This window comes from Rhodococcus sp. O3, from assembly GCF_048897285.1.
Lineage (GTDB): Bacteria > Actinomycetota > Actinomycetes > Mycobacteriales > Mycobacteriaceae > Rhodococcus.
In genome coordinates this window covers 32,772-52,685 of record NZ_JBMBTE010000013.1, presented here as the reverse complement: position 1 = coordinate 52,685, position 19,914 = coordinate 32,772, and the positions used below count along the sequence as shown (strand labels likewise).

Here is a 19,914-nt window from a genome sequence, read left to right as displayed (position 1 = left end):
GGCAGCGCACGGTCTACACGATGGGTTGGAGCATGTCCTTGAAGCAGGTTCGGGTGACCGGTGGGAACCGGGCCGGACGATGGTCCGGGCGAGTTGCCACCGCACTGATCGGCACCACCGCCGCCGCACTCACGCTCGTCGGTCCCGCCGGCGCGGCGCCGCTGTGGCCCGGGGGCCCGGAGCTGCCGAGCATTCAAGAGGTCTTCCCCGGACTGGGCGGGCAGGTGCCCACGGTGCCGCCGGCTCCCGTGGTGGCGCCGTTCTCGGCGCCGTCGGTGAACCCGACCAACGGTGAGACGGTCGGTGTCGCCCAGCCGATCATCATCCGCTTCAACGAGCCGATCAGCGATCGCGCGGCCGCGGAACGCGCCATTTCGATCATGACGACCCCCGCCGTCGGCGGCCACTTCTACTGGGCCTCCGATCGCCAGGTGCGGTGGCGTCCGTTCGAGTTCTGGCCCGCCCACACGCAGGTCACCGTCACCGCCGGCGACACCCACTCGTCGTTCACGATCGGTGACGCGCAGATCACCGTGGCGGACGACAACACCAAGACCGTCACGGTGACCCGCAACGGCGAGGTCGTGCGGACGATGCCGACGTCGTTCGGCAAGCCCGGGCACGAAACCCCCAACGGCACGTACATCGTCGGCGAGCGTTTCCGGGACATGTACATGGACTCGTCCACCTACGGTGTGCCCGTGGACTCCCCGGAGGGCTACCGCACCTACGTCGAGTACGCGACGCGAATCTCCAACAGCGGCATCTTCGTTCACGCCGCGCCGTGGTCGGAGTGGGCGCAGGGCAACACCAACGTCAGCCACGGCTGCCTCAACGTGAGCACCGAGGACGGCAAGTGGTTCTTCGAGAACGCCCAGAAGGGCGATCCGGTCATCGTGCAGAACACCGACGGCGGTGTGCTGAACGGCTGGGACGGGCTCGGGGACTGGAACCTCTGATCCACGAAAGTTCCTGATACGCAACGAGAACGCGCCCCCGCCTCCGATGAGGTGGGGGCGCGTTGTCGTTGCGGTGCTATGACGCGCTGTGCTGCGCGATGATCGCCCGCACGGTCCGCCGGCACCGACCGCAATCGGAGCCGGCCCCGCACGCCGCAGCGATCTCCTTCGAACTGCGCGCACCCCGGTCGACGATTTCGCTCACGGTGTCGCCGGTGACGCCGTGGCACAGGCAGATGTACACGGCACGCTCCGTCAGTCCAGGAACAGGTCGATCTGGGGGGTGTCGCCGCCGCCGTAGCGCGACAGGTCGGTGACCCCGGCCTCGGTGAGCACGTCGGCGTCGACGAAGCACCGGCCGGTGGTCTCCCCCGCGGGGCGGCCGAGGATCTCGACCGCGGCATCGGCCATGATCTCTGGGCTGCGCGAGGACGACAGGAGCGTGTCCCCGTCCTTCATGTTCGCGACCGCGGAGGTCGCGATGAAGGTCTGCGGCCACAGGCAGTTCGCGGCGATCCCGTCCGCAGCGTACTCGGCGGCGAAACCCAAGGTCAGCAGCGACATTCCGTACTTCGACAGGGTGTAGGCCGGGTGGACCCCGAGCCAGTACGGGTTCATGTTGACCGGCGGTGCGACGGTCAGGATGTGCGGGTTCGCGGACTTGCGGAGGTGCGGAACCGCGGCCTTCGTCATGAGGAACGTGCCGCGGCAGTTGATCTCCTGCATGAGGTCGTACCGCTTGACCGGCAGGTCCTCGGTCGCGCCCGTCGCGATCGCGCTCGCGTTGTTCACGCAGATGTCGATGCCGCCGAACCGCTCGACCGCGGTGTCGATCAGCCGCTGGACGTCGTCCTCGTTGCGGACGTCGCCGACCACGGCGACGGCCTTGCCGCCGGCCGCCTCGATGTCCGCGACGGCGGTGTGGACGGTGCCCTGGAGTTTCGGGTGGGGCTCGGCGGTCTTGGCGAGCAGAACGACGTTGGCGCCCTGTCTGGCCGCGGCGACCGCGATGGCCAGGCCGATCCCGCGGCTGGCGCCGGAGATCACCATGGTGCGGTCGGACAGTGGATTCGGCTGGCTCGACATCGTTCTCCCTGCAATCGGTGGCTCACACGCAGCGTTCTCGCTGATGATATTGGCATTCTCATTTTCTGCAAGTATCGTATCCGGCGTGACCGATTTCGCTGAGACCTCGTCGGGAATCCCCCTGGATGCGGTGTACGGACCGGCCGACAGAGTCGGCGAACCGCCTGCACCGGGCGAATTCCCCTTCACCCGCGGCAACTTCGCGACCGGCTATCGCGGTCGGCTGTGGACGTTCCGCCAGTACTCCGGATTCGGGACCGCCGAGGAATCCAACCGGCGCTACCGGTACCTCCTCGACCAGGGTGGCACCGGGTTGTCCGTCGCGCTCGACCTGCCCACCCAGTGCGGCTACGACTCCGACGACCCGGAATACGGTGAGGAGGTCGGACGTGTCGGCGTCGCCGTCGACACCCTCGCCGACGCCGAGATCCTGTTCGACGGCATCCCGCTCGACAAGATCAGCACCAGTTTCACCATCAACGGCACGGCCGCGATCCTGCTCGCGTTCTACGTCGCCGCCGCGGAGAAGTCCGGCGTGCCCCGCGAAAAGCTCACCGGCACGATCCAGAACGACATCCTGAAGGAATACGCCTCGCGCGGCACCTGGATCTGGCCGCCCGAGCCGTCGCTGCGGCTGATCGCCGACACCATCGAGTTCTGTGCCGCGGAGGTCCCACGGTTCAACGCGATCTCGGTGGCGGGCGCGCACTTCCGCGACGCCGGTGCGAACGCCGTGCAGGAGATGGCGTTCACCCTCGCCGACGGCGCCACCTACTGCGACACCGTCGTCGAACGCGGACGCATGACGATCGACCAGTTCGCCCCGCAGATATCGTTCTTCTTCTACACCCACGGCGACTTCTTCGAGGAGATCGCGAAATATCGTGCGGGACGCCGCCGTTGGGCGACGATCGTGCGCGAACGCTACGGGGCGAAGACCGAGAAGGCGTCGATGTTCCGGTTCGGCTGCGTCGCCGGCGGTGCGTCGCTGTACGCCCCGCAGGCCCAGAACAACCTGGTGCGTGTCGCCTACGAGGCGATGGCCTCGGTGCTCGGTGGCGTCCAGTCGATGTTCACAGCCGCGTGGGACGAGCCGTTCGCGCTGCCCAGCGAGGAGTCGGCGACGCTCGCGCTGCGCACGCAGCAGATCCTCGCGTACGAGACCGGGGTCGCGCGGGTCGCCGATCCGCTCGGCGGCTCGTACTTCGTCGAGGCGCTCACCGACGCGACCGAAGCCAAGATCGTCGAGATCATGAGCGATCTCGAGGAGCACGGCGGCATGGTGCGCGCGATCGAGGACGGCTACCTGCAGGGCCTCATCGCGGACGAGGCCTACAAGCTCCACCTGCAGATCGAGGCGGGCGAGCGCACGGTCGTCGGCGTCAACAAGTTCACCTCGAACGAAGCGCCACCGGAGATCGGCACGTACGAACTCGACGCCGAAGGGCGTGAGCTGCAACTGAAGCGGCTCGCCAAGGTCAAGGCCGAACGCGATCCCGAGCTGGTCAAGACCACTCTCGCCGCCCTGTCCCGCGCAGCGGAAGGAACCGACAACCTCATGCACAAACTGATCGACTGCGCCAACGCGTACTGCACCGTCGGCGAAATGGTCTCCGCGCTCAAGGCCGTGTGGGGCGAATTCCAGCAGCCGGTGGTGTTCTGATGACCGCCCGCATCCTCGTCGCCAAGCCTGGACTCGACGGCCACGACCGTGGCGCCAAGATCGTCGCGCGCGCCCTGCGCGATGCCGGATTCGAGGTCATCTACACCGGCATCCGCCAGAAGATCGAGGACATCGTGTCCATCGCGTTGCAGGAGGACGTCGCGGTCGTCGGCCTGAGCATCCTCTCGGGTGCCCACATCGCGCTGACCACCCGCGCGATCGAGGCACTCAAGGCCGCCGACGCCGGCGACATCGCGGTGATCGTCGGTGGCACCATCCCGCAGGGCGACGTACCGAAGCTGCTCTCCGCGGGGGCTGCGGCCGTGTTCCCCACCAGCACACCGCTGGACGTCCTGGTGACCGAGGTCCGCAAGCTGACCGGTACCGACACCCCGGCCTGAGCGCAGCAACGTCAACAACAACACCGCCGCGACGCCTTACCGAAGTTGCAGCGGAACGGATCTCGACAAACGTGGAGGAATCGTGCGGATCGGAGTGATGGTCGGACCCGAACAGGGTGACACCGCTCGCAAGGTCGATCGGATGCTGAAGGACGTCGAGTGGGCGGAGGCGGCCGGACTCGATACCGTGTGGGTGCCCCAGATCCCCACGGACTTCGACGCATTGACTGCGGTCGCGCTGATGGGTACCCGCACGTCGCGGATCGAGATCGGCACCGCCGTGGTGCCGCTGCAGGCGCAGCACCCGGTGCATCTGGTGCGCCAGGCGCTGTCGACCCATGCCGCGCTCGGTGGCCGGCTCGCGCTGGGCGTCGGCCCGTCGCACCACTGGATCGTCCAGGACATGCTGGGTCTGCCCTACGACAAGCCCGCCAAGTTCACCCGGGACTATCTCGAGGTGCTCGGTGCGATCAAGGATCTGCCCGGCTCGATCGACGTCGAGAACGACACGTTCACGGTGCACAATCCGCTCGACATCGCACCCGTGGCACCGATGCCGGTGCTCGTCGCCGCGCTCGGACCGGTCATGCTGAAGATCGCCGGGGAACGCGCCGACGGCACGGTGCTGTGGATGGCCGACGAACGCGCGATCGGTGAGCACATCGCCCCGCGCATCACCAAGGCCGCTGCGGACGCCGGGCGACCGAGTCCGCGGATCATCGCCGGTGTGCCGGTGTGCCTGTGCGCACCGTCGGAGGTGGACATCGCCCGCGAACGTGCCAACCGGATCCTCGCCGAGGCCGAGATCTCCCCGAACTACCAGCGGCTCCTCGAACACGGCGAGTCGAAGGACATCGGCGCCATGGCGATCGTCGGCGACGAGGACGCGATCCTCGCCGGGTTCCGCAAGTACGAGGAGGCGGGGGTGACCGACCTGTCGATGCGGCTGCTGCCGATCGGCAACACCCGCGACGAACTCGTCGCGTCCAAATACCGTACCCGCGAGGTCGTTTCGGAACTCGTCAAGGAACTGCGGTGAGTGCGGGTCCGCTCGCGGGGATCAAGATCCTCGAGGTCGGCCACATCCTCGCCGGACCGTACGCGACGATGATGCTGGCCGATCTCGGCGCGGAGGTCACCAAGGTCGAACCCCCCACCGGCGACCTCTCGCGTCAGGTCAGCGACGCGTACTTCGCGAGCCTCAATCGCGGCAAGCGCAGCATCTGCCTCGATCTCGGAAGCGAGGAGGGGCAACGCCGGCTCGGGGAGCTCGCCGCCGAATCCCATGCGTTGCTGGTCAATCTCAAGCCGTCGGCGATCCGCAAGTACGGTCTGACGTACGACGCTCTGCGCAGGTTCAACGACAAGATCGTGTGCGTCGCGCTGACCGGGTACGGTCTCGACTCCGGCGACGATCCGGCGTTCGATTACGTCATCCAGGCGGTGACCGGGGTGGCCGCGCTCACCGGCGACCCGGACGGTCCGCCGACCCTGCCCGGCTATTCGGCGGCGGACAATTCCACGGGCCTGACCGCGGCGCTGGGTCTGCTCGCCCAGATCGTCTCCGGGCGGGGCGGGCAGGTCGACGTGTCGTTGCGCGATGTCATGCTCTCGCAGCTCAACTACCGCGCGTCCGCCTACCTGAACGAGGGCACCGAGCCGCGGCGCATGCCGTACGGCGCGCACTCGTACTATGTTCCGGCGCAGCTCTTTCCGACCGCGGAGGGCTATCTGGCACTGTTCGTCACCCACGACGGGTTCTGGCGGTCGTTCGCGAAGGAAGCGGGCATCGACGGATTCGCGACGATGGCCGAGCGGGCGCAGAACCGCGACGAGGTGCTCGCCGCGGTGACCGCGGCGCTCGCGACCGACACCGCCGCGGGGTGGGAAGCACGACTGCGGCCGCTCGGCGTGCCGTCCGCGGCGGTCCGGTCGTTGCCGGAGGCGCTCGCCCAGACCCCCGAGGCCGTGGTCACCGCGGGCGATTTCCGGCTCGTCGGCAGTCCCATCAAGGTGGTCGGCTACGAACCGGTCTACGGTGCGCCGCCGCGGCTCGGTGAGCACGGCGCACTTCCTGCGCACACCTGACCTCCCCCTCGTGTGGGGTTCGGTAGCCGGTGCTACCGAAACCACGCACGGGGGGTTTCGGTCACTCGTACTTGACCTTGATCGACGGGGTGTCCGGCACGGCCTGGCACGTGAGCACGTAGCCTTCCTCGACCTCGTCGTCCGAAAGTGCCTCGTTGGTGCGCATCGTCGCGCACCCCTCGGTCACCAGCGCCATGCAGGTGCCGCAGTTGCCCATCTCGCAGAAGAACGGCGGGGTCAGTCCGGCGCGGCGGGCGCTTTCGAGGATGGTCTCGCCGGCGTGGCGCGGTACCGATCCCTTCTTGCGTCCGACGAAGATCGTCACGGTCCCCTCGAGCTCGCCGGATTCCTCGGCGGCGGGGGCGGCGGGCTGCTCGGTGGAAGCCGGTACCGGCGGGGTGCCGAAGCGCTCGCTGAACACGCGGCCCGGGCCGGGCAGTGTCGACTCGATCAGATCCATGAACGGTTCGGGGCCGCACAGGTAGCTGTCCGCGTCGACGTCGCTGCCGACGAACGCGCGGACGGCCTCGGCGTCGAGCAGGCCCTTCTCGTCGTCGAGATGGCGCACGACCGTCAGCCGGTCCGGGTACTGCGCAACCAGCGCCTCGAGAACGGATTCGAAGATCGCCGACGGCTGGTCGCGGTCGGCGCACAGCAGCCGGACCGGGCGGTCGGTGGTGGCCAGGGTGGACTTGGCGAGCGACAGGATCGGGGTGATGCCGCTGCCGCCGCTGAATCCGAGGAGCGGCTTGTCGCTCTCCCGCAGCAGGAAGGTGCCGGTGGGGCGGCTGATCTCCACCTCGTCGCCCTCGGAGACGTTGTCGAGCAGCCAGTTCGACACCTTGCCGCCGGGTACGCGCTTGACGGTGACCGTGAGTTCGTCGTCGCTTTCGGGGGCGCTGGACATCGAGTACGACCGGTACAGCTCGGTGCCGTCGACGGTGACCTTGAAGTTCAGGAACTGCCCCGCCCGGTAGGTGAACGGGCCGTCCACGGGAGCCAGGACGAACGACCGAGCGTCGGAGGTCTCCTTCACGATCCGGGTCACCCGCGCCCGCTGGAACATAGGGGGTCTCGCCATGGATCGTCTCCTCCTCGGGGATTGTTCTACTGCGTGGAGAATTATATTCTCACCTACGATATAGGATCTTCTCAACGTCGAACACCCACCCGAGACGAGGCGCAGTTGTCGGACCCCACGATCGACCGGACGCGGAACGCCACCACCGCACTGGTGTTCGAGGACCGTGCCTACAGTCGCGGCGAGCTCGACGCGCTCGCGGCGGGCCTGGCGGTCCGGCTCGCCGAACGTGGCGTCGGTGTCGGCGACCGGGTCGTGTTGATGTCGTCGAACCGGCCCGAGTTCGTCGTGGCCGTGCAGGCGATCTGGCGCCTCGGGGCGTCCGTGGTGCTGCTCAGCCCGGCCTACAAGCACGACGAGGTCGTGCACGCCCTCGAGGTGACCCGCCCGGTCGCGGCGGTCGGCGACAATCCCGTCCTCGCCGTGCACGCCGACATGTTGAACCTCGACGAGCCGATCCCGCCCGCGACCGGTGACGGCACGACAACCGCCCACGACCCGGACACCGAGGCGGTCCTGGTGTTCAGCTCGGGCACGACCGGGCTGCCCAAGGCCGTCCGGCACACCCACGGCTCCCTCGCCGCCGCGGTCGCGCACTGGCGTCACGCGCTGCAACTGACGTCCGCGGACCGGATGCAGGTGCTCACGCCGCCCTCCCACATCCTCGGCATCCTCAACATCGTCACCGCCCTCGAGGTCGGTGCGTGGTTCCGGCTGCATCGCCGCTTCGACATCGACGTGATGCTCCGGCACATCGAACGCGACCGGATCACCGTCGAGATGGCCGTCGCGCCGATCGCGCTGGCGATCGCGAAGCACCCGCATCTCGAGTCGTACGACCTGTCGTCGCTGCGCTACATCATGTGGGGCGCGACCCCGGTCACGGCAAGCGTCGCCGACACCGTCACCCGCCGCACCGGCGTCGGATGGGTGCCGGCATACGGCGCGAGCGAACTCCCGGTCATCGCCTGCAACCCGGTCGACGGTGCGCGGCTCGACAGCGTCGGGCGTCCCGTCCCCGGCGTGACGGTGCGCGTGGTGTCGCTGGACACCGGGGAGGTGCTGCCGGCGGGCGGTGTCGGCGAAATCCAGGCCCGCGCCGACTCCCTCATGGCCGGTTACCTTCCGGCCGACGCGAATCCCGACGCCTTCGACGACGGCTGGTACCGCACCGGCGACGTCGGCTACCTCGACGAGGACGGCTGGCTGCGGATCACCGATCGATCGAAGGAAATGATCAAGGTCAAGGGATTCCAGGTCGCGCCCGCCGAGGTCGAAAGCGTGCTGCACGGACATCCCGAGGTCGCCGATTGCGCGGTGTTCGGCGTGCCCGATCCGGTGACCGGCGAGGCCGTCCTCGCCGCGGTCACGACCGGCGGGCCGGTCACCGAAGCCGAACTGATCGCCCTGGTCGGCGACCGGCTGGCGTCCTACAAACGTCCGAGCCGGGTCCTGTTCGTCCCCGAAATCCCTCGCCTGCCCTCCGGCAAGGTGTTGCGCCGAGTACTCAAGGAGCGCTATGGACGTCCGTCTGACGAGTGAACAACGACAATTACGTGATGCGGCAGCGAAACTCGCCGACGACCTCGGTCCGGGATCGGTCCAGGATCTCGACGACGACAGCCGGGTCGCCCGGCTCGAGAAGGCGGTCGACACGACCGGCTGGCGCGCCCTGCGCTCCGACGGCGCGTCCGGTGTCGAGGTCGCGATCGTCGCCGAGGAGTTCGGTCGCGGTCTCGTCGACGTACCGTTCCTCGGTCCCGTCCTCGCCGACGACCTGCGGCGTCACCTCGGCGACGACCAGTCGCCGTGGACGATCGGTGTCGGCTCCGAAGCGGTCGACGCGCGCGGCCTCACCGATGCGGTGATCCTGCGGGACAGGCAGATCCTTTCGGCGAGCGTCGGTGCCGACATCGCCGACGCCGCGGACCTGACCCGCCGTTTCGCGGAACTCGGCGAGCCTGGCGAGCCGCTCGGTGAGCTGTCCGCCGACGACACAGACCGCTGGTACGCGCTCGCACTCGTCGCGACCACCGCCGACCTCGTCGGCGTATCCCGCGGTGCGCAGGACCTCGCCGTCGACTACGCGAAGATGCGCGAGCAGTACGGCCACACCATCGGGTCGTACCAGGCGGTCGCGCACATGCTCGCCGAGAGCCGGGCGCTGATCGAAGGGTCGATCAGCGTGCTGCGGCACGCGGCGTGGGCGGTCGACGAACTCGATGCGGCCGCGGCGATCCAGGCCGCCCGTGTCGCGAAGATCTACTGCGCGCGAGCTGCTTTCACGATCTGCGAGACCTCGATCCAGGTGCACGGTGGCATCGGCAACACCTGGGAGTGCCTCGCGCACGTCTACCTGCGGCGGGCGCTCGCGTCCACCGAACTGTTCCCCGTGAGCCTGAAGGAGATCGACCTTGGAGTTTCGTGATTCGCCGGAGGAAGCCGCGTTCCGCGACCGTCTGAGGTCCTGGCTCGCGACCACGGCCAAGCAATTCCCGACATCGGGCGACGAGTACTGGGCGAAACAGCCCGAGTGGCATCGGGCGCTGTACAACGCCGGATTCTTCGGGCTGTCCTGGCCGAAGGAATTCGGGGGACAGGACATGCCGCCCGTATACGACGTGATCCTCGACGAGGAACTCGCGATCGCCGGTGCACCGGCCCGGCCGAGCCTCGGCTATCTGGTGATCGGTCTCGGTCACCACGGCAGCAAGGAACTGCAGGAGGAGTTCCTGCCCGGCATGATCAACGGCACCGAACGCTGGTGCCAGGGCTTCAGCGAACCGGGCGCCGGATCGGACCTGGCGTCGCTGACGACCACCGCGACCCGCGACGGCGACGAGTACGTCATCCACGGGCACAAGATCTGGACGAGCTATTCCGACGTCGCCGACTGGTGCTTGCTGCTCGCCCGCACCGAACCGGACAAGCCGCGGCACAAGGGCATTTCGGCGTTCATCGTGAACATGCACCAGGACGGGATCGAACAGCGACCGCTGAAGATGATCAGCGGCGTCACCAAGGAGTTCGGGCAGGTGCTCTTCGACGGTGCGCGTGTCCCGGCGTCGCGGATGGTCGGCAACCTCGGCGAGGGCTGGAAGCTGGCCATGACGGTCGTCGGGCACGAGCGCGAACCGTCGACACTCGGGTTCGCCGCCCGCTACGCGAAGACCGTCCGCGAGCTCGCGGCCCGGTCCGACGGACCGCCGTCCGACGAACTCGCCTGGGCGGCAGTGCAATCGGAGATGCTGCGGCTGCACGTGCGCCGCCGGCTGTCCGAGCAGCTCGACGGCCTGACCCACGGCTCGGAAGGCTCGCTCGACAAGCTGCTCATGACGTGGGTCGAGCAATCCGTCGGTCACGCGGCCCTGTCGGAGGCCGGCACCCGTGACGCGGAGATGCTCGGCACGTACATGTACAGCCGCGCGCAGTCCGTCATGGGTGGAACGTCGCAGATCCAGAAGAACATCGTGGCCTCGCGCATCCTCGGATTGGGAGTTTGACATGTACGACATGCCGGAAGAGATCGACGTTCGCGCGGACGGTCCGCTGCGCATCATCACGCTGAACCGCCCGGATGCGCTCAACGCGGTCAACGACGACCTGCACCACGGGCTCGCGCAGCTGTGGCCGCAACTGTCCGCCGACCGCACCGCGCGCGCCGCGGTGATCACCGGTGTCGGCAAGGCGTTCTCCGCGGGCGGCGATTTCGCGTACCTCGCGGAGCTCGCCGAGGACGCGGATCTGCGTGCGAAGACCATCGCGGACGGCCGCGAGCTGGTGATCGGGATGGCGCGCTGCCGGATTCCGGTGATCGCCGCCGTCAACGGCCCGGCCGTCGGCCTCGGTTGCAGCCTGGTGGCGCTCAGCGACGTCGTCTACATGGCGGAGCATGCGTACCTCGCCGATCCGCACGTGCAGGTCGGGCTGGTCGCGGCCGACGGCGGGCCGCTCACGTGGCCGCTGCAGATCAGCCTGCTGCAGACCAAGGAGTTCGCGCTCCTCGGCACGCGGATCCCGGCGGAGCGGGCGCTCGCGCTCGGTCTGGCCAACCACGTCGTCGCCGATCCGCTCACCGAGGCCCTCGCCGCGGCGAAGAAGATCTCCGAGCTTCCGCAGAAGGCGGTCGAGAGCACGAAGCGGCTGGTGAACATCCACCTCGAGCGCGCGATCCTCGCGAGCCTGGACTACGCGATGACCGCGGAGGACCTGACGTTCCAGAGCGACGACTTCCGCGCGAACATTGCCAGGCTCACGAAAAAGGCCTGACGGCCCCGTGTGCCTTTCCGGCGGTCAGGGCCGCCGGAAAGGCACACGGGCGTGGAGCGCATTTCATCCGGATCTTCGGCTGGCCGCGCTGCTCGCGCCGCGCCGGGCCGTGACGCCGCGGACGCTTCCGGTGATCCGCTTCCTGTCCAAGGCGATTCGCGGGTCCGGCGCCCAGGTCGTCGATCTCGGGGACGGGGTGTCGGTGCGGGTGTTCCGGCCCGCGAAAGTCGCGGACCGATCGCCGGTGCTGTTGTGGATCCACGGCGGCGGGTACGTGATCGGCTGTGCCGCACAGGACGACGCGCTGTGCCGGCGCTATGCGGACCGGCTCGGCGTCACCGTCGTGTCGGTGGACTACCGGCTCGCTCCGGAGCATCCCTATCCGATCCCGCTCGAGGATTGCGTGCGCGCACTCGAATGGACGGTGCGGCAGCCGGAGACCGACCCGGACCGGATCGTCGTCGGCGGTGCGAGTGCCGGCGCGGGACTGGCTGCCGCACTGGCGATCCGGGCCCGCGACCGCGGACTCGTGACCCCGGTGTTCCAGCTGCTGGTGTATCCGATGCTCGACGACCGGACGGTCACCGGACCCGAGAATCTCCGCCTGTGGGATCCGGAGTGCAACCGGTTCGGGTGGTCGAGTTATCTCGGCGGCGCGGACCCGGAAGAGGCGGTCCCGGCCCGCTGTACGGATCTGCGTGGCCTTCCCCCCGCGTGGATCGGAGTCGGCGGCAACGATCTGTTCCTGCAGGAGAACCGGGACTACGCGGAACGCCTCGCCGACGCCGGGGTGCCGTGCGCACTCCATGTCGTCGACGGGGCGTTCCACGGTTTCGATCTTGTCTCCGCGCGCAGCGCGGTCGCCCGCATCTTCTTCGAAACGCAGTGCACTGCGGTGGATGCGGTGTTGCGACCGGACTACCGCTGGGACAGCAGCGTTTCCGACCGCTGAACGGTGCCGGTGATCCCGGAGGCGTCCTGCGCGGCCAGCAGCACCGCCGCCGCCCCCATCGTCTCCGGTGGCTCGACCATCTCCGGTGGAATCTCGATGCCGCTGCCACCGGCGGTCCAGCCCTCGGTGAGCACGACCCGGGACGGGCTCAGGCAGTTCACGGCGATGTTGTCGCCGCGCAGGTCCGACGCCAGCCCCAGATAGAGCCGTTCGACCGCGGCCTTCGACACCCAGTACGCGTTGGATCCGCGGTCGGTCATCGTCACGCCGGTGGTGGTCACCGCGATCAGCGATCCGCCGCCACGCGCACGCAGATGCGGAATCGCCGACTTGGTCACCAGGAACACGCCGGTGGTGTTGACATCGAGACACAGCTGCCACCGCTTCAGCGGGGTCGTCTCGATCGGGCCCTGCCACAACACCCCGGCATTGGCGACCACGATGTCGAGTCCGCCGAATGTGGCGACAGTCGCGCCGATCGCCGCCTCGACGGACTCCTCGTCCGTGACATCGCACGGCACCGGCAGGGCACGACCGCCCGCCGCGACGATCCGGTCCGCGACCGAATGGATCGTGCCGGGCAGCCGGCCCTCGTTCTCCGTGCGCGCCGCGACCGCGACCGCCGCACCCGCCTCGGCGAGTGCGGCGGCCACCGCTGCGCCGATGCCACGACTGGCACCGGCGACGAACGCGATCTTGCCTTCGAGGGCGGTGCCGTCGAGAGCGGTCACTTCGGCGGGAACCGCAGGGCGCCGTCGAGGCGGATGACCTCGCCGTTGAGGTAGTCGTTCTCGACGATCGACGCGACGAGCGTCGCGTATTCGGGGGAGCGGCCCATGCGCTTGGGGTGCGGCACCTGCGGACCCCAGTAGGCCTCGAGCTGGTCGCCGGCCTTGCCGTAGGCGGGCGTGAGGAATGTGCCGGGCGCGATCGTGACGACGCGGACGCCGAGCGGCGACAGGTCACGCGCGGCGACCAGGGTCATGCCGACGACTCCGCCCTTCGCGGCCGAGTAGGGGAGCTGACCGATCTGGCCCTCGTACGCGGCGATCGACGCCGTGTTGACGATGACACCGCGCTGCCCGTCCTCGAGCGGCTCCTGCCGGGCGATGGCGGCCGCGGTCAGGCGCATCACGTTGAACACCGAGACCAGGTACGACTCGATGGTCTTGGTGAAGTTCTCGAGCGGCATCGGGCTGCCGTCCTTGCCGACGAGCCGTCCGCCGCCGGCCGGGCCACCGTGGCAGTCCACCGACACGCGCAGCGGTCCGAGCGACTCGGCTTCGGCGATCGCGGCGAGCACGGATTCCTCGCTGCCGGCGTCGGTGCGGACGTAGCGCACGCCCAGCTCCTCCTCGAGCGCCTTGCCCTTGTCGTCGTTGACGTCGGCGACGACGACCTTCGCTCCGCCGGCGTGGAGACGGCGCACGGTGGCTTCGCCGAGGCCGCCGGTTCCGCCGACGACGATCGCTGAACTACCGGTGATCTGCATGTTGGTTTCCCTTCTTGCAACTACAGCTCTCTGCTTGAGAGAATAATGTTCTCATGAACATCAGCATGATTCTAGAAATGGCCGCAAGCAACGGCGATCGAGCTGTCGTGACCTACGACGGCCGCTCCCTCACGGGACCCGAACTCCACGACCGGGCCCGCGCCGCCGCGAGCCGTTTCCGCGGGTACCCGGCCGTGCTGTACCAGGGCACGAACCATCTGGCCTACCCCGTGGCGCTGTTCGGTGCCGCGCTCGCCGGGGTGCCGTTCGTGGCACTGAACTACCGGCTCGGTGAAGCCCAGCTGACGGCGCTGCGGGACCGGCACCCCGGGGCGCTCGAACTCGCCCCCGGCGACCTCGACGCGTTCGTCGACTCCACCGCGACCCCCGCCGACGCCGACGAGGTCGCACCCGAATGGGACGGCGACGCCCTCGCGGCGATCATCTACACCAGCGGCACCACCTCGGATCCCAAGCCCGCGGTGCTGCGGCACCGCCACCTGCTGGCGTACGTGCTCAACACGATGGAGTTCGCCTCCGCCGACGAGACCGACGTCTCGCTCGTGTCCGTCCCGCCGTATCACATTGCGGGCCTGACCAATCTGCTGTCGAACCTGTACACGGGCCGTCGCGTGGTCTACCTCGACGCCTTCGACCCCGAGAACTGGCTCGACACCGTCCGCCGGGAAAAGGTCACCCACGCGATGCTCGTGCCGACCATGCTGGCCCGGATCGTCGCAGGGCTCGGCGACGCACCGGCCGACGTGCCGTCGCTGCAGAGCCTCGCCTACGGCGGATCGCGCACCCCCCGTCCCGTCCTCGAGCACGCTCTGCGTGCCTTCTCGGACACCGGGTTCGTGAACGCCTACGGGCTCACCGAGACCGCTTCCTCGGTCGCGGTGCTCGGACCCGACGATCACCGGACGGCGTTCGCCTCCGACAATCCGGCCGTGCGCGACCGGCTCGGCTCCGTCGGCCGCCCCCTGCCCGGCATCGAAATCGAGATCCGCACCGAGGCGGGCGAACTCGTCGCCCCGGGGGAAACCGGACTGGTGTTCGTCCGCGGCGAGCAGATCTCCGGCGAATACGGCGGGCGCAGCGTGCTCGACGAACACGGCTGGTTCGCCACCCGCGATCTCGGCCACGTCGACGACGAGGGCTACCTGTTCATCGAGGGGCGCGCGGACGACACCATCATCCGCGGTGGCGAGAACATCGCCCCCGCCGAGATCGAGGACGTCCTGCTCGAGCATCCCGGGATCATCGAGGCCGCGGTCGTCGGTGTCGCCGACCCCGAATGGGGACAGCGGATCGTCGCGGTGCTCGTGGGCGACGCGGATCCGGACGAGATCACCGCGTGGGTCAAGGACCGGCTGCGGTCCTCCAAGACGCCGGACACCGTGGTGTTCCGCGACGAACTTCCCAAGACCGAAACAGGAAAACTCCTGCGCCGGACCCTACTGACCGAACTGGAGAACACCAATGCCTGAAGCCGTCATCGTCTCCGCGCTGCGCACCCCGATCGGTACGGCCGTCAAGGGCACGCTCCGCGACACCAGCGCGTTCGACCTCGCCGACCACATCGTGGGCGAGACCGCGAAGGACCTCGACCCGAACGCGATCGACGACGTCATCCTCGGCGAAGGGCTCTACGGCGGCGGCGTGATCGCCCGCCACGCCGCGATCACGGCGGGACTGACCAACGTGCCGGGTCTGGCCCTGAACCGGCACTGCGCAGCCGGACAGTCCGCGGTCCAGACCGCCGCGGCGAGCATCAGGGCGGGCATGGACCAGCTGATCATCGCCGGTGGCGTGAACTCGGCCTCCACGTCGCCGCGCTCCCTGATGCGCTCCGGTGAGGACTGGGTGCCGTGGAACTCGCCGACCCACCCGGACCGCCCGGACGCCCCCAACCGCGACATGTCCATCACCGTCGGCTGGAACGCGGCTGTCGAGGCCGGTGTGACCCGCGAGGAGATGGACGCGTGGGCGCTGCGCTCGCACCGCAACGCGATCGCCGCCATCGACGAGGGCCGCTTCAAGGAGGAGATCGTCCCGATCGAGACCCCGCACGGGGTGTTCGCCGTCGACGAGCATCCGCGCCGCCACACCACCCTCGAAAAGCTTGCCTCGCTCAAGGTCCTGCACCCGGAGATCGAAGGTTTCAGCATCACCGCCGGCAACGCGTGCGGCGCGAACGACGGCGCCGCCGCCCTCGCGATCGCCAGCGACAGCCTCGGCCTGCCCGCGCTCGGCTACATCCGGTCGTGGGCGTCGGTCGCGGTCGATCCCGCCCGCACCGGTCTCGCTCCGGTGCAAGCGATTCCGAAGGCGCTACGTCGCGCCGGCATGACGTTCTGCGATGTCGACCTGTTCGAGATCAACGAGGCGTTCGCCGCGATGTGCGTGGCAACCATCAAGCTCCTCGACATCGATCCCGACAAGGTCAACGTCAGCGGCAGCGGCTGCGGCCTCGGACACCCGGTCGCCGCGACCGGTGCGCGCATGCTCGTGACCCTGGTGCACGAACTGCGCCGCCGCGGCGGCGGAGTCGGCGTGGCCGCGATGTGCGCGGGTGGAGGTATGGGCTCGGCCACGGTCATCGAGGTGCCCGCACCGTGACAGCCGCAGTAACGAGCGACGGATCCGGTGTGCCGTGACGATCGACGAACTCGTCGCCGCCGCGCGCACCGGATCCGTGCGCGCGGTGGGACGGCTGCTGACGATGGTCGAGGGCGATCGGCGCGACGAGGTGCTCGCCGCCATCGACCCGGTGCCCGTGCGGGTGGTCGGGGTGACCGGACCACCCGGCGCCGGCAAGTCGACGACCGTCGGTGTGCTCGTCACCGCGTACCGCGAGCGCGGGTTGCGGGTCGCGGTGCTCGCCGTCGACCCGTCCTCTCCCTACAGTGGGGGAGCGCTGCTCGGCGACCGGATCCGCATGGCCGCCCACGTCAACGACCCCGATGTGCTGATCCGTTCGCTCGCGGCGCGCGGCCATCTCGGCGGACTGTCCGCCGCGGTACCCGCCGCGATCCGGTTGCTCGCCGCACTCGGCTACGACGTGGTGCTGCTCGAGAGTGTCGGGGTCGGACAGTCCGAGATCGAGATCGCGGCCGTCGCGGATCCGACGGTCGTGCTCCTCAATCCCGGTGGCGGCGACGCGATCCAGGCCGCGAAAGCCGGTCTGCTCGAGGTCGCCGACCTGCTCGTGGTGAACAAGGCGGACCGGGAAGGTGCCGATCGGACGGTTCGGGATCTGAAGGCGGAGACGGACGTTCCGATCCTCACGCTCGTCGCATCGAAGGGCGAGGGCGTCGACGCGCTGGTGGATGCCATCGAACTGCATCAGCGCGCCGACAGCGGGGAGCGCCGAGCCGCCCGGGCCCGGTCCCAGATTCTGTCCCTGGCCCTGTCGCAGCTGCGTTCGCTGCCGGAACTCGACGACCTGGCCGCCGCGGTCGCGGACGGGAACACCGATCCGTACAGCGCGGCCGCACGGCTGCTCGGCCGTCCCTGAGGTCTTCGCTCACCCCACGGCGGCGAGCACCTGCGGCAGTTCGGCGGTGGTGCAGTACCAGGTGGCACGGAACTGGAGGAGCGCTCGGCCGTCGCGCATGCCTGCGACCGTGATTCGCTGCGCGGCGACGGTACCCGGCTCGATCGTGCCCCGCCGCGATGGTGACGTGCGTGCGTGCCGGGGCGAGTTCGCCGTGGGCCTCGACGGAATCGAACCGCAGCCCGAGCGCGTCGGCGACCGAGTGCAGCGACGGACCGAAGTTCGACCGGATGTGGTCGATGCGGTAGTCCTCGAAGGTGGCGGGCTCGCGACCGAAATCCATGGTGTCGAACAGGATTCCGGGTGAATTGCGCTGCGAGAGATCGGCGAACGCGTCGATCGCGAGCCGGTCGAGGCTGCGCTGGATCGAGGTGAGTGCGAACGGCAGTGCCTCGGTGACGAATCCCGGGCTGCTTCCGGTGCTGTGGATCGACGTGCCGCCGAGCGCGCACGCGGCCTCGACCTCGGCGCGGGCCACAGCATCCATCGCCGACGGATGATGGAACTCGCCGCGAGTGGTGACGATGTTGCTGCCGGAGGCGAGGATTCGGCGTCGCGGCCGGCCTTCTCCGGTGTGGACGTACAGCCCGGCCAGTTCCAGGCTCGGGTGCTCGATGACCCCGCGCAGGGCACGCGTGCCGATGTTGCCGGCGGCCCACTGGACCACCCGGTACGCACGCTTCGCACGGATACGTCGACGGCTGTGCCGGACAAGGCTTTCGGATCCAGCGGGACCTCGATCGGGTCAGGTGAGCGGCAGGCGCAGCAGGGCTTCCTGCGCGAAGGAGGCGACGAGCGTCCCCTTCTCGTCGAGAACGTCGCCCCGGCCGAAGCACCGGCCGTGGGCGATGAGCGGGCTGTGCTGACGCACCAGCAGCCATTCGTCGGTGCGGAACGGCCGATGGAACCACAGGGTGTGGGAGGTGACGGCCGAGGTGAAGACGGTGCCGTTACCGGTCTGGGCCAGCCCCTCCAGCGGTCGCAGGGCGGTTCCGATGAGGGTCAGATCGGTTGCGTACGCGGTCAGGGCCGGTGCCAGCGCTTGATCGACTTCCGGTGTGCGCATCCACATTTCGTACTCGGGCGGCGAGGCCTCGTACGCGTTGAGGTCCTCGGTCGTCCGGATCTCCCATGGGATGAGGTCGACGCGGGCGCGGTCGTTCTCACCGAGCACCGGCGGAACGGGCTCGACGGTCTGCAGTTCGGGGCCGTCCTCGCCCGCGTGCATCGAGACCGACGCGGTGCCGATGACACCCGACGACTGGCTCGCGACGATGCTCAGCGTGGCGAACGAGCGTCCCTCGTGCTGGCGGGTGACCTCGTATCGGACGGGTTCCGATGCCTTGCCCTCGCGGGGGAACAGGGCGTGCAGCGACTTGATGCGCTTCGTCGGGCACGTGGCCTCCGCGGCACGGACGAACTGGCCGAGGAGTTGACCGCCGAACAAACGGTGATATTCGAGGTGCTGGTTCGTTCCCTCGAACACGGCCGATGTGGTGGTGTCGCTGTCGGGACGGTCTGCCGAGGCGTCGGCGCGCAGCTCGAGGCAGGCCAGAAGGTCGTTCCAGAGATCGGGCACGTCGCCAGTGTAAGCGAACTATCCCCGATTGAGAATACGATTCTCGCCAGCGATTCCTCAGTTACCGGCGAATCCGCGGGAGCAGAAGGTCCAGACTTCCTCGGCCGAGATCGGCTTGATGGTCGCATCGTCGGGGGCGCCCGCGGACTGCGCGATGAACATGACGGTCTGCATCGTCATCGCGGCCAGGCGGCGCGGGTTCGCGCCCGGGCGCAGCTCGCCGGAGGCGGCGACCTTCTCCATGAGCTCGGTGAACAGCGCGAGCATCGAGGAGTGCGCAACCTTGACCTCGGCGGGATGCGTGAGCAGCAGCTGCGGTGCGAAGTCGGTGAACAGCGGACGCTGCGCGCTCGGGTCGGGCCGGCAGAACTCGAACAGCAGCTCGACCGCGACGCGGAGCTGGTCGAGCGGTGCGTCCTGGCCGGACGCCGCGGCGCGGATCTGGTCGGCGGAGCGGCTGAGAGCGTCCTCGAAGAGCGCGAGCAACAGCTCGTGCTTGCCGTCGAACTGCAGGTAGAAGCTGCGCAGCGACTGCTTGGAACGGTCCACGACCTCCTGCACGGTGAAATCCGTGCTGCCCTTTTCGGCGATGATCGACTGAGCCGCGTCGAGGAAGCGCTGCACTCGCTGTTCGGCCCGGATCTTGGCGGTCCTGATGGAGCGCTCGACTGCGCGCTGCTTCCAGGCCGGCTCTTCGCTGGGGCCGGTCACCACCGGCTCTGTTCTGTGACACGTGTACCGAACATGCGAGCAACTGTACCGGAGAGTTTCCTTGCGCAGTGCGG

General features: G+C 68.9%; 21 protein-coding genes. 14 read left to right on the top strand and 7 right to left on the bottom strand.

What is annotated here, in order from left to right:
* The first annotated feature begins 32 nt into the window (after nucleotides 1-32).
* Nucleotides 33-959, top strand: a complete 927-nt coding sequence (locus ACN675_RS06690; RefSeq protein ID WP_420750113.1) for a L,D-transpeptidase — start codon at nucleotides 33-35, stop codon at nucleotides 957-959.
* A 76-nt stretch (nucleotides 960-1,035) separates the two neighbouring features.
* Here ACN675_RS06690 and ACN675_RS06685 read toward each other — a convergent pair whose 3' ends face one another.
* Together ACN675_RS06685 and ACN675_RS06680 are read right to left on the bottom strand one after the other, a co-directional pair.
* Nucleotides 1,036-1,203, bottom strand: coding sequence for a (2Fe-2S)-binding protein (locus ACN675_RS06685; RefSeq protein ID WP_420750112.1), 168 nt, complete (start codon nucleotides 1,201-1,203; stop codon nucleotides 1,036-1,038).
* An 11-nt stretch (nucleotides 1,204-1,214) separates the two neighbouring features.
* Nucleotides 1,215-2,045: an SDR family oxidoreductase gene (locus ACN675_RS06680; protein ID WP_420750111.1), complete on the bottom strand. Its 831-nt coding sequence runs from the start codon at nucleotides 2,043-2,045 to the stop codon at nucleotides 1,215-1,217.
* 85 nt (nucleotides 2,046-2,130) lie between these two features.
* On the opposite strand from ACN675_RS06680, the gene ACN675_RS06675 reads away from it, so the two are divergent.
* The 4 genes from ACN675_RS06675 to ACN675_RS06660 all read left to right on the top strand — a co-directional run bounded on the left by ACN675_RS06675 (nucleotide 2,131) and on the right by ACN675_RS06660 (nucleotide 6,197).
* The gene (locus ACN675_RS06675) at nucleotides 2,131-3,708 is read left to right on the top strand and encodes a methylmalonyl-CoA mutase family protein (protein ID WP_420750110.1); all 1,578 of its coding nucleotides are present in this window, start codon (nucleotides 2,131-2,133) and stop codon (nucleotides 3,706-3,708) included.
* Nucleotides 3,708-4,109: a cobalamin B12-binding domain-containing protein gene (locus tag ACN675_RS06670; protein ID WP_420750109.1), complete on the top strand. Its 402-nt coding sequence runs from the start codon at nucleotides 3,708-3,710 to the stop codon at nucleotides 4,107-4,109. Before ACN675_RS06675 ends, ACN675_RS06670 begins: the two co-directional genes overlap by 1 nt.
* 82 nt (nucleotides 4,110-4,191) lie before the next feature.
* Nucleotides 4,192-5,148 (top strand): LLM class F420-dependent oxidoreductase, encoded by a 957-nt coding sequence (locus ACN675_RS06665; RefSeq protein WP_420750108.1) that lies wholly within the window; start codon nucleotides 4,192-4,194, stop codon nucleotides 5,146-5,148.
* Nucleotides 5,145-6,197 (top strand): CaiB/BaiF CoA transferase family protein, encoded by a 1,053-nt coding sequence (locus ACN675_RS06660; RefSeq protein WP_420750107.1) that lies wholly within the window; start codon nucleotides 5,145-5,147, stop codon nucleotides 6,195-6,197. The genes ACN675_RS06665 and ACN675_RS06660 overlap by 4 nt, the downstream gene beginning before the upstream one ends.
* A gap of 61 nt (nucleotides 6,198-6,258) precedes the next feature.
* On the opposite strand, the gene ACN675_RS06655 is transcribed toward ACN675_RS06660, so the two are convergent.
* Complete coding sequence (locus ACN675_RS06655; protein WP_420750106.1) at nucleotides 6,259-7,278, bottom strand: 2Fe-2S iron-sulfur cluster-binding protein; 1,020 nt, start codon at nucleotides 7,276-7,278, stop codon at nucleotides 6,259-6,261.
* A gap of 105 nt (nucleotides 7,279-7,383) precedes the next feature.
* Between ACN675_RS06655 and ACN675_RS06650 the strand changes: the two genes are divergently transcribed.
* Genes ACN675_RS06650 through ACN675_RS06630 form a run of 5 tightly spaced genes read left to right on the top strand, consistent with a single transcriptional unit; the run spans nucleotide 7,384 to nucleotide 12,499 of the window.
* Nucleotides 7,384-8,820 (top strand): class I adenylate-forming enzyme family protein, encoded by a 1,437-nt coding sequence (locus ACN675_RS06650; protein WP_420750105.1) that lies wholly within the window; start codon nucleotides 7,384-7,386, stop codon nucleotides 8,818-8,820.
* Nucleotides 8,798-9,706 carry an acyl-CoA dehydrogenase family protein gene (locus tag ACN675_RS06645; protein ID WP_420750104.1) on the top strand — a complete coding sequence of 303 codons (909 nt, stop codon included), beginning with the start codon at nucleotides 8,798-8,800 and terminating at the stop codon, nucleotides 9,704-9,706. Before ACN675_RS06650 ends, ACN675_RS06645 begins: the two co-directional genes overlap by 23 nt.
* Entirely contained in the window at nucleotides 9,693-10,781 is a 1,089-nt protein-coding gene (locus ACN675_RS06640) for an acyl-CoA dehydrogenase family protein (RefSeq protein WP_420750103.1), read from the top strand. Before ACN675_RS06645 ends, ACN675_RS06640 begins: the two co-directional genes overlap by 14 nt.
* A gap of 1 nt (nucleotide 10,782) precedes the next feature.
* Nucleotides 10,783-11,547, top strand: a complete 765-nt coding sequence (locus ACN675_RS06635) for an enoyl-CoA hydratase/isomerase family protein (RefSeq protein WP_420750102.1) — start codon at nucleotides 10,783-10,785, stop codon at nucleotides 11,545-11,547.
* Between the two features lie 7 nt (nucleotides 11,548-11,554).
* Nucleotides 11,555-12,499, top strand: a complete 945-nt coding sequence (locus ACN675_RS06630; RefSeq protein ID WP_420750101.1) for an alpha/beta hydrolase — start codon at nucleotides 11,555-11,557, stop codon at nucleotides 12,497-12,499.
* On the opposite strand, the gene ACN675_RS06625 is transcribed toward ACN675_RS06630, so the two are convergent.
* Together ACN675_RS06625 and ACN675_RS06620 are read right to left on the bottom strand one after the other, a co-directional pair.
* The gene (locus ACN675_RS06625) at nucleotides 12,466-13,230 is read right to left on the bottom strand and encodes an SDR family oxidoreductase (RefSeq protein WP_420750100.1); all 765 of its coding nucleotides are present in this window, start codon (nucleotides 13,228-13,230) and stop codon (nucleotides 12,466-12,468) included. The genes ACN675_RS06630 and ACN675_RS06625 overlap by 34 nt on opposite strands.
* Nucleotides 13,227-13,991, bottom strand: a complete 765-nt coding sequence (locus ACN675_RS06620; protein ID WP_420750099.1) for an SDR family NAD(P)-dependent oxidoreductase — start codon at nucleotides 13,989-13,991, stop codon at nucleotides 13,227-13,229. The genes ACN675_RS06625 and ACN675_RS06620 overlap by 4 nt, the downstream gene beginning before the upstream one ends.
* A 53-nt stretch (nucleotides 13,992-14,044) precedes the next feature.
* Here ACN675_RS06620 and ACN675_RS06615 point away from each other — a divergent pair, with 53 nt between their 5' ends.
* The 4 genes from ACN675_RS06615 (at nucleotide 14,045) to ACN675_RS06600 (ending at nucleotide 18,050) form a co-directional block, all read left to right on the top strand.
* Complete coding sequence (locus ACN675_RS06615) at nucleotides 14,045-15,481, top strand: class I adenylate-forming enzyme family protein (protein ID WP_420750098.1); 1,437 nt, start codon at nucleotides 14,045-14,047, stop codon at nucleotides 15,479-15,481.
* Nucleotides 15,474-16,613 (top strand): thiolase family protein, encoded by a 1,140-nt coding sequence (locus tag ACN675_RS06610; RefSeq protein WP_420750097.1) that lies wholly within the window; start codon nucleotides 15,474-15,476, stop codon nucleotides 16,611-16,613. The genes ACN675_RS06615 and ACN675_RS06610 overlap by 8 nt, the downstream gene beginning before the upstream one ends.
* A 34-nt stretch (nucleotides 16,614-16,647) precedes the next feature.
* The gene (gene meaB / locus ACN675_RS06605; RefSeq protein WP_420750096.1) at nucleotides 16,648-17,511 is read left to right on the top strand and encodes a methylmalonyl Co-A mutase-associated GTPase MeaB; all 864 of its coding nucleotides are present in this window, start codon (nucleotides 16,648-16,650) and stop codon (nucleotides 17,509-17,511) included.
* Between the two features lie 410 nt (nucleotides 17,512-17,921).
* Complete coding sequence (locus tag ACN675_RS06600; protein WP_420750095.1) at nucleotides 17,922-18,050, top strand: hypothetical protein; 129 nt, start codon at nucleotides 17,922-17,924, stop codon at nucleotides 18,048-18,050.
* Nucleotides 18,051-18,295: 245 nt separating this feature from the next.
* On the opposite strand, the gene ACN675_RS06595 is transcribed toward ACN675_RS06600, so the two are convergent.
* A complete protein-coding gene (locus ACN675_RS06595) occupies nucleotides 18,296-19,129 on the bottom strand; it encodes an acyl-CoA thioesterase (RefSeq protein ID WP_420750094.1) in 834 nt (277 codons plus the stop codon).
* Between the two features lie 57 nt (nucleotides 19,130-19,186).
* Nucleotides 19,187-19,840, bottom strand: a complete 654-nt coding sequence (locus ACN675_RS06590) for a TetR/AcrR family transcriptional regulator (protein ID WP_197257483.1) — start codon at nucleotides 19,838-19,840, stop codon at nucleotides 19,187-19,189.
* Nucleotides 19,841-19,914: the final 74 nt, after the last annotated feature.

Bases quoted from the DNA above. Each gene is read 5' to 3' on its own strand.
- ACN675_RS06615 (WP_420750098.1), top strand. From the start codon at position 14,045: ATGAACATCAGCATGATTCTAGAAATGGCCGCAAGCAACGGCGATCGA.
- ACN675_RS06645 (WP_420750104.1), top strand. From the start codon at position 8,798: ATGGACGTCCGTCTGACGAGTGAACAACGACAATTACGTGATGCGGCA.
- ACN675_RS06635 (WP_420750102.1), top strand. From the start codon at position 10,783: ATGTACGACATGCCGGAAGAGATCGACGTTCGCGCGGACGGTCCGCTG.
- ACN675_RS06620 (WP_420750099.1), bottom strand. From the start codon at position 13,991: ATGCAGATCACCGGTAGTTCAGCGATCGTCGTCGGCGGAACCGGCGGC.
- ACN675_RS06670 (WP_420750109.1), top strand. From the start codon at position 3,708: ATGACCGCCCGCATCCTCGTCGCCAAGCCTGGACTCGACGGCCACGAC.
- ACN675_RS06610 (WP_420750097.1), top strand. From the start codon at position 15,474: ATGCCTGAAGCCGTCATCGTCTCCGCGCTGCGCACCCCGATCGGTACG.
- ACN675_RS06690 (WP_420750113.1), top strand. From the start codon at position 33: ATGTCCTTGAAGCAGGTTCGGGTGACCGGTGGGAACCGGGCCGGACGA.
- ACN675_RS06680 (WP_420750111.1), bottom strand. From the start codon at position 2,045: ATGTCGAGCCAGCCGAATCCACTGTCCGACCGCACCATGGTGATCTCC.
- ACN675_RS06655 (WP_420750106.1), bottom strand. From the start codon at position 7,278: ATGGCGAGACCCCCTATGTTCCAGCGGGCGCGGGTGACCCGGATCGTG.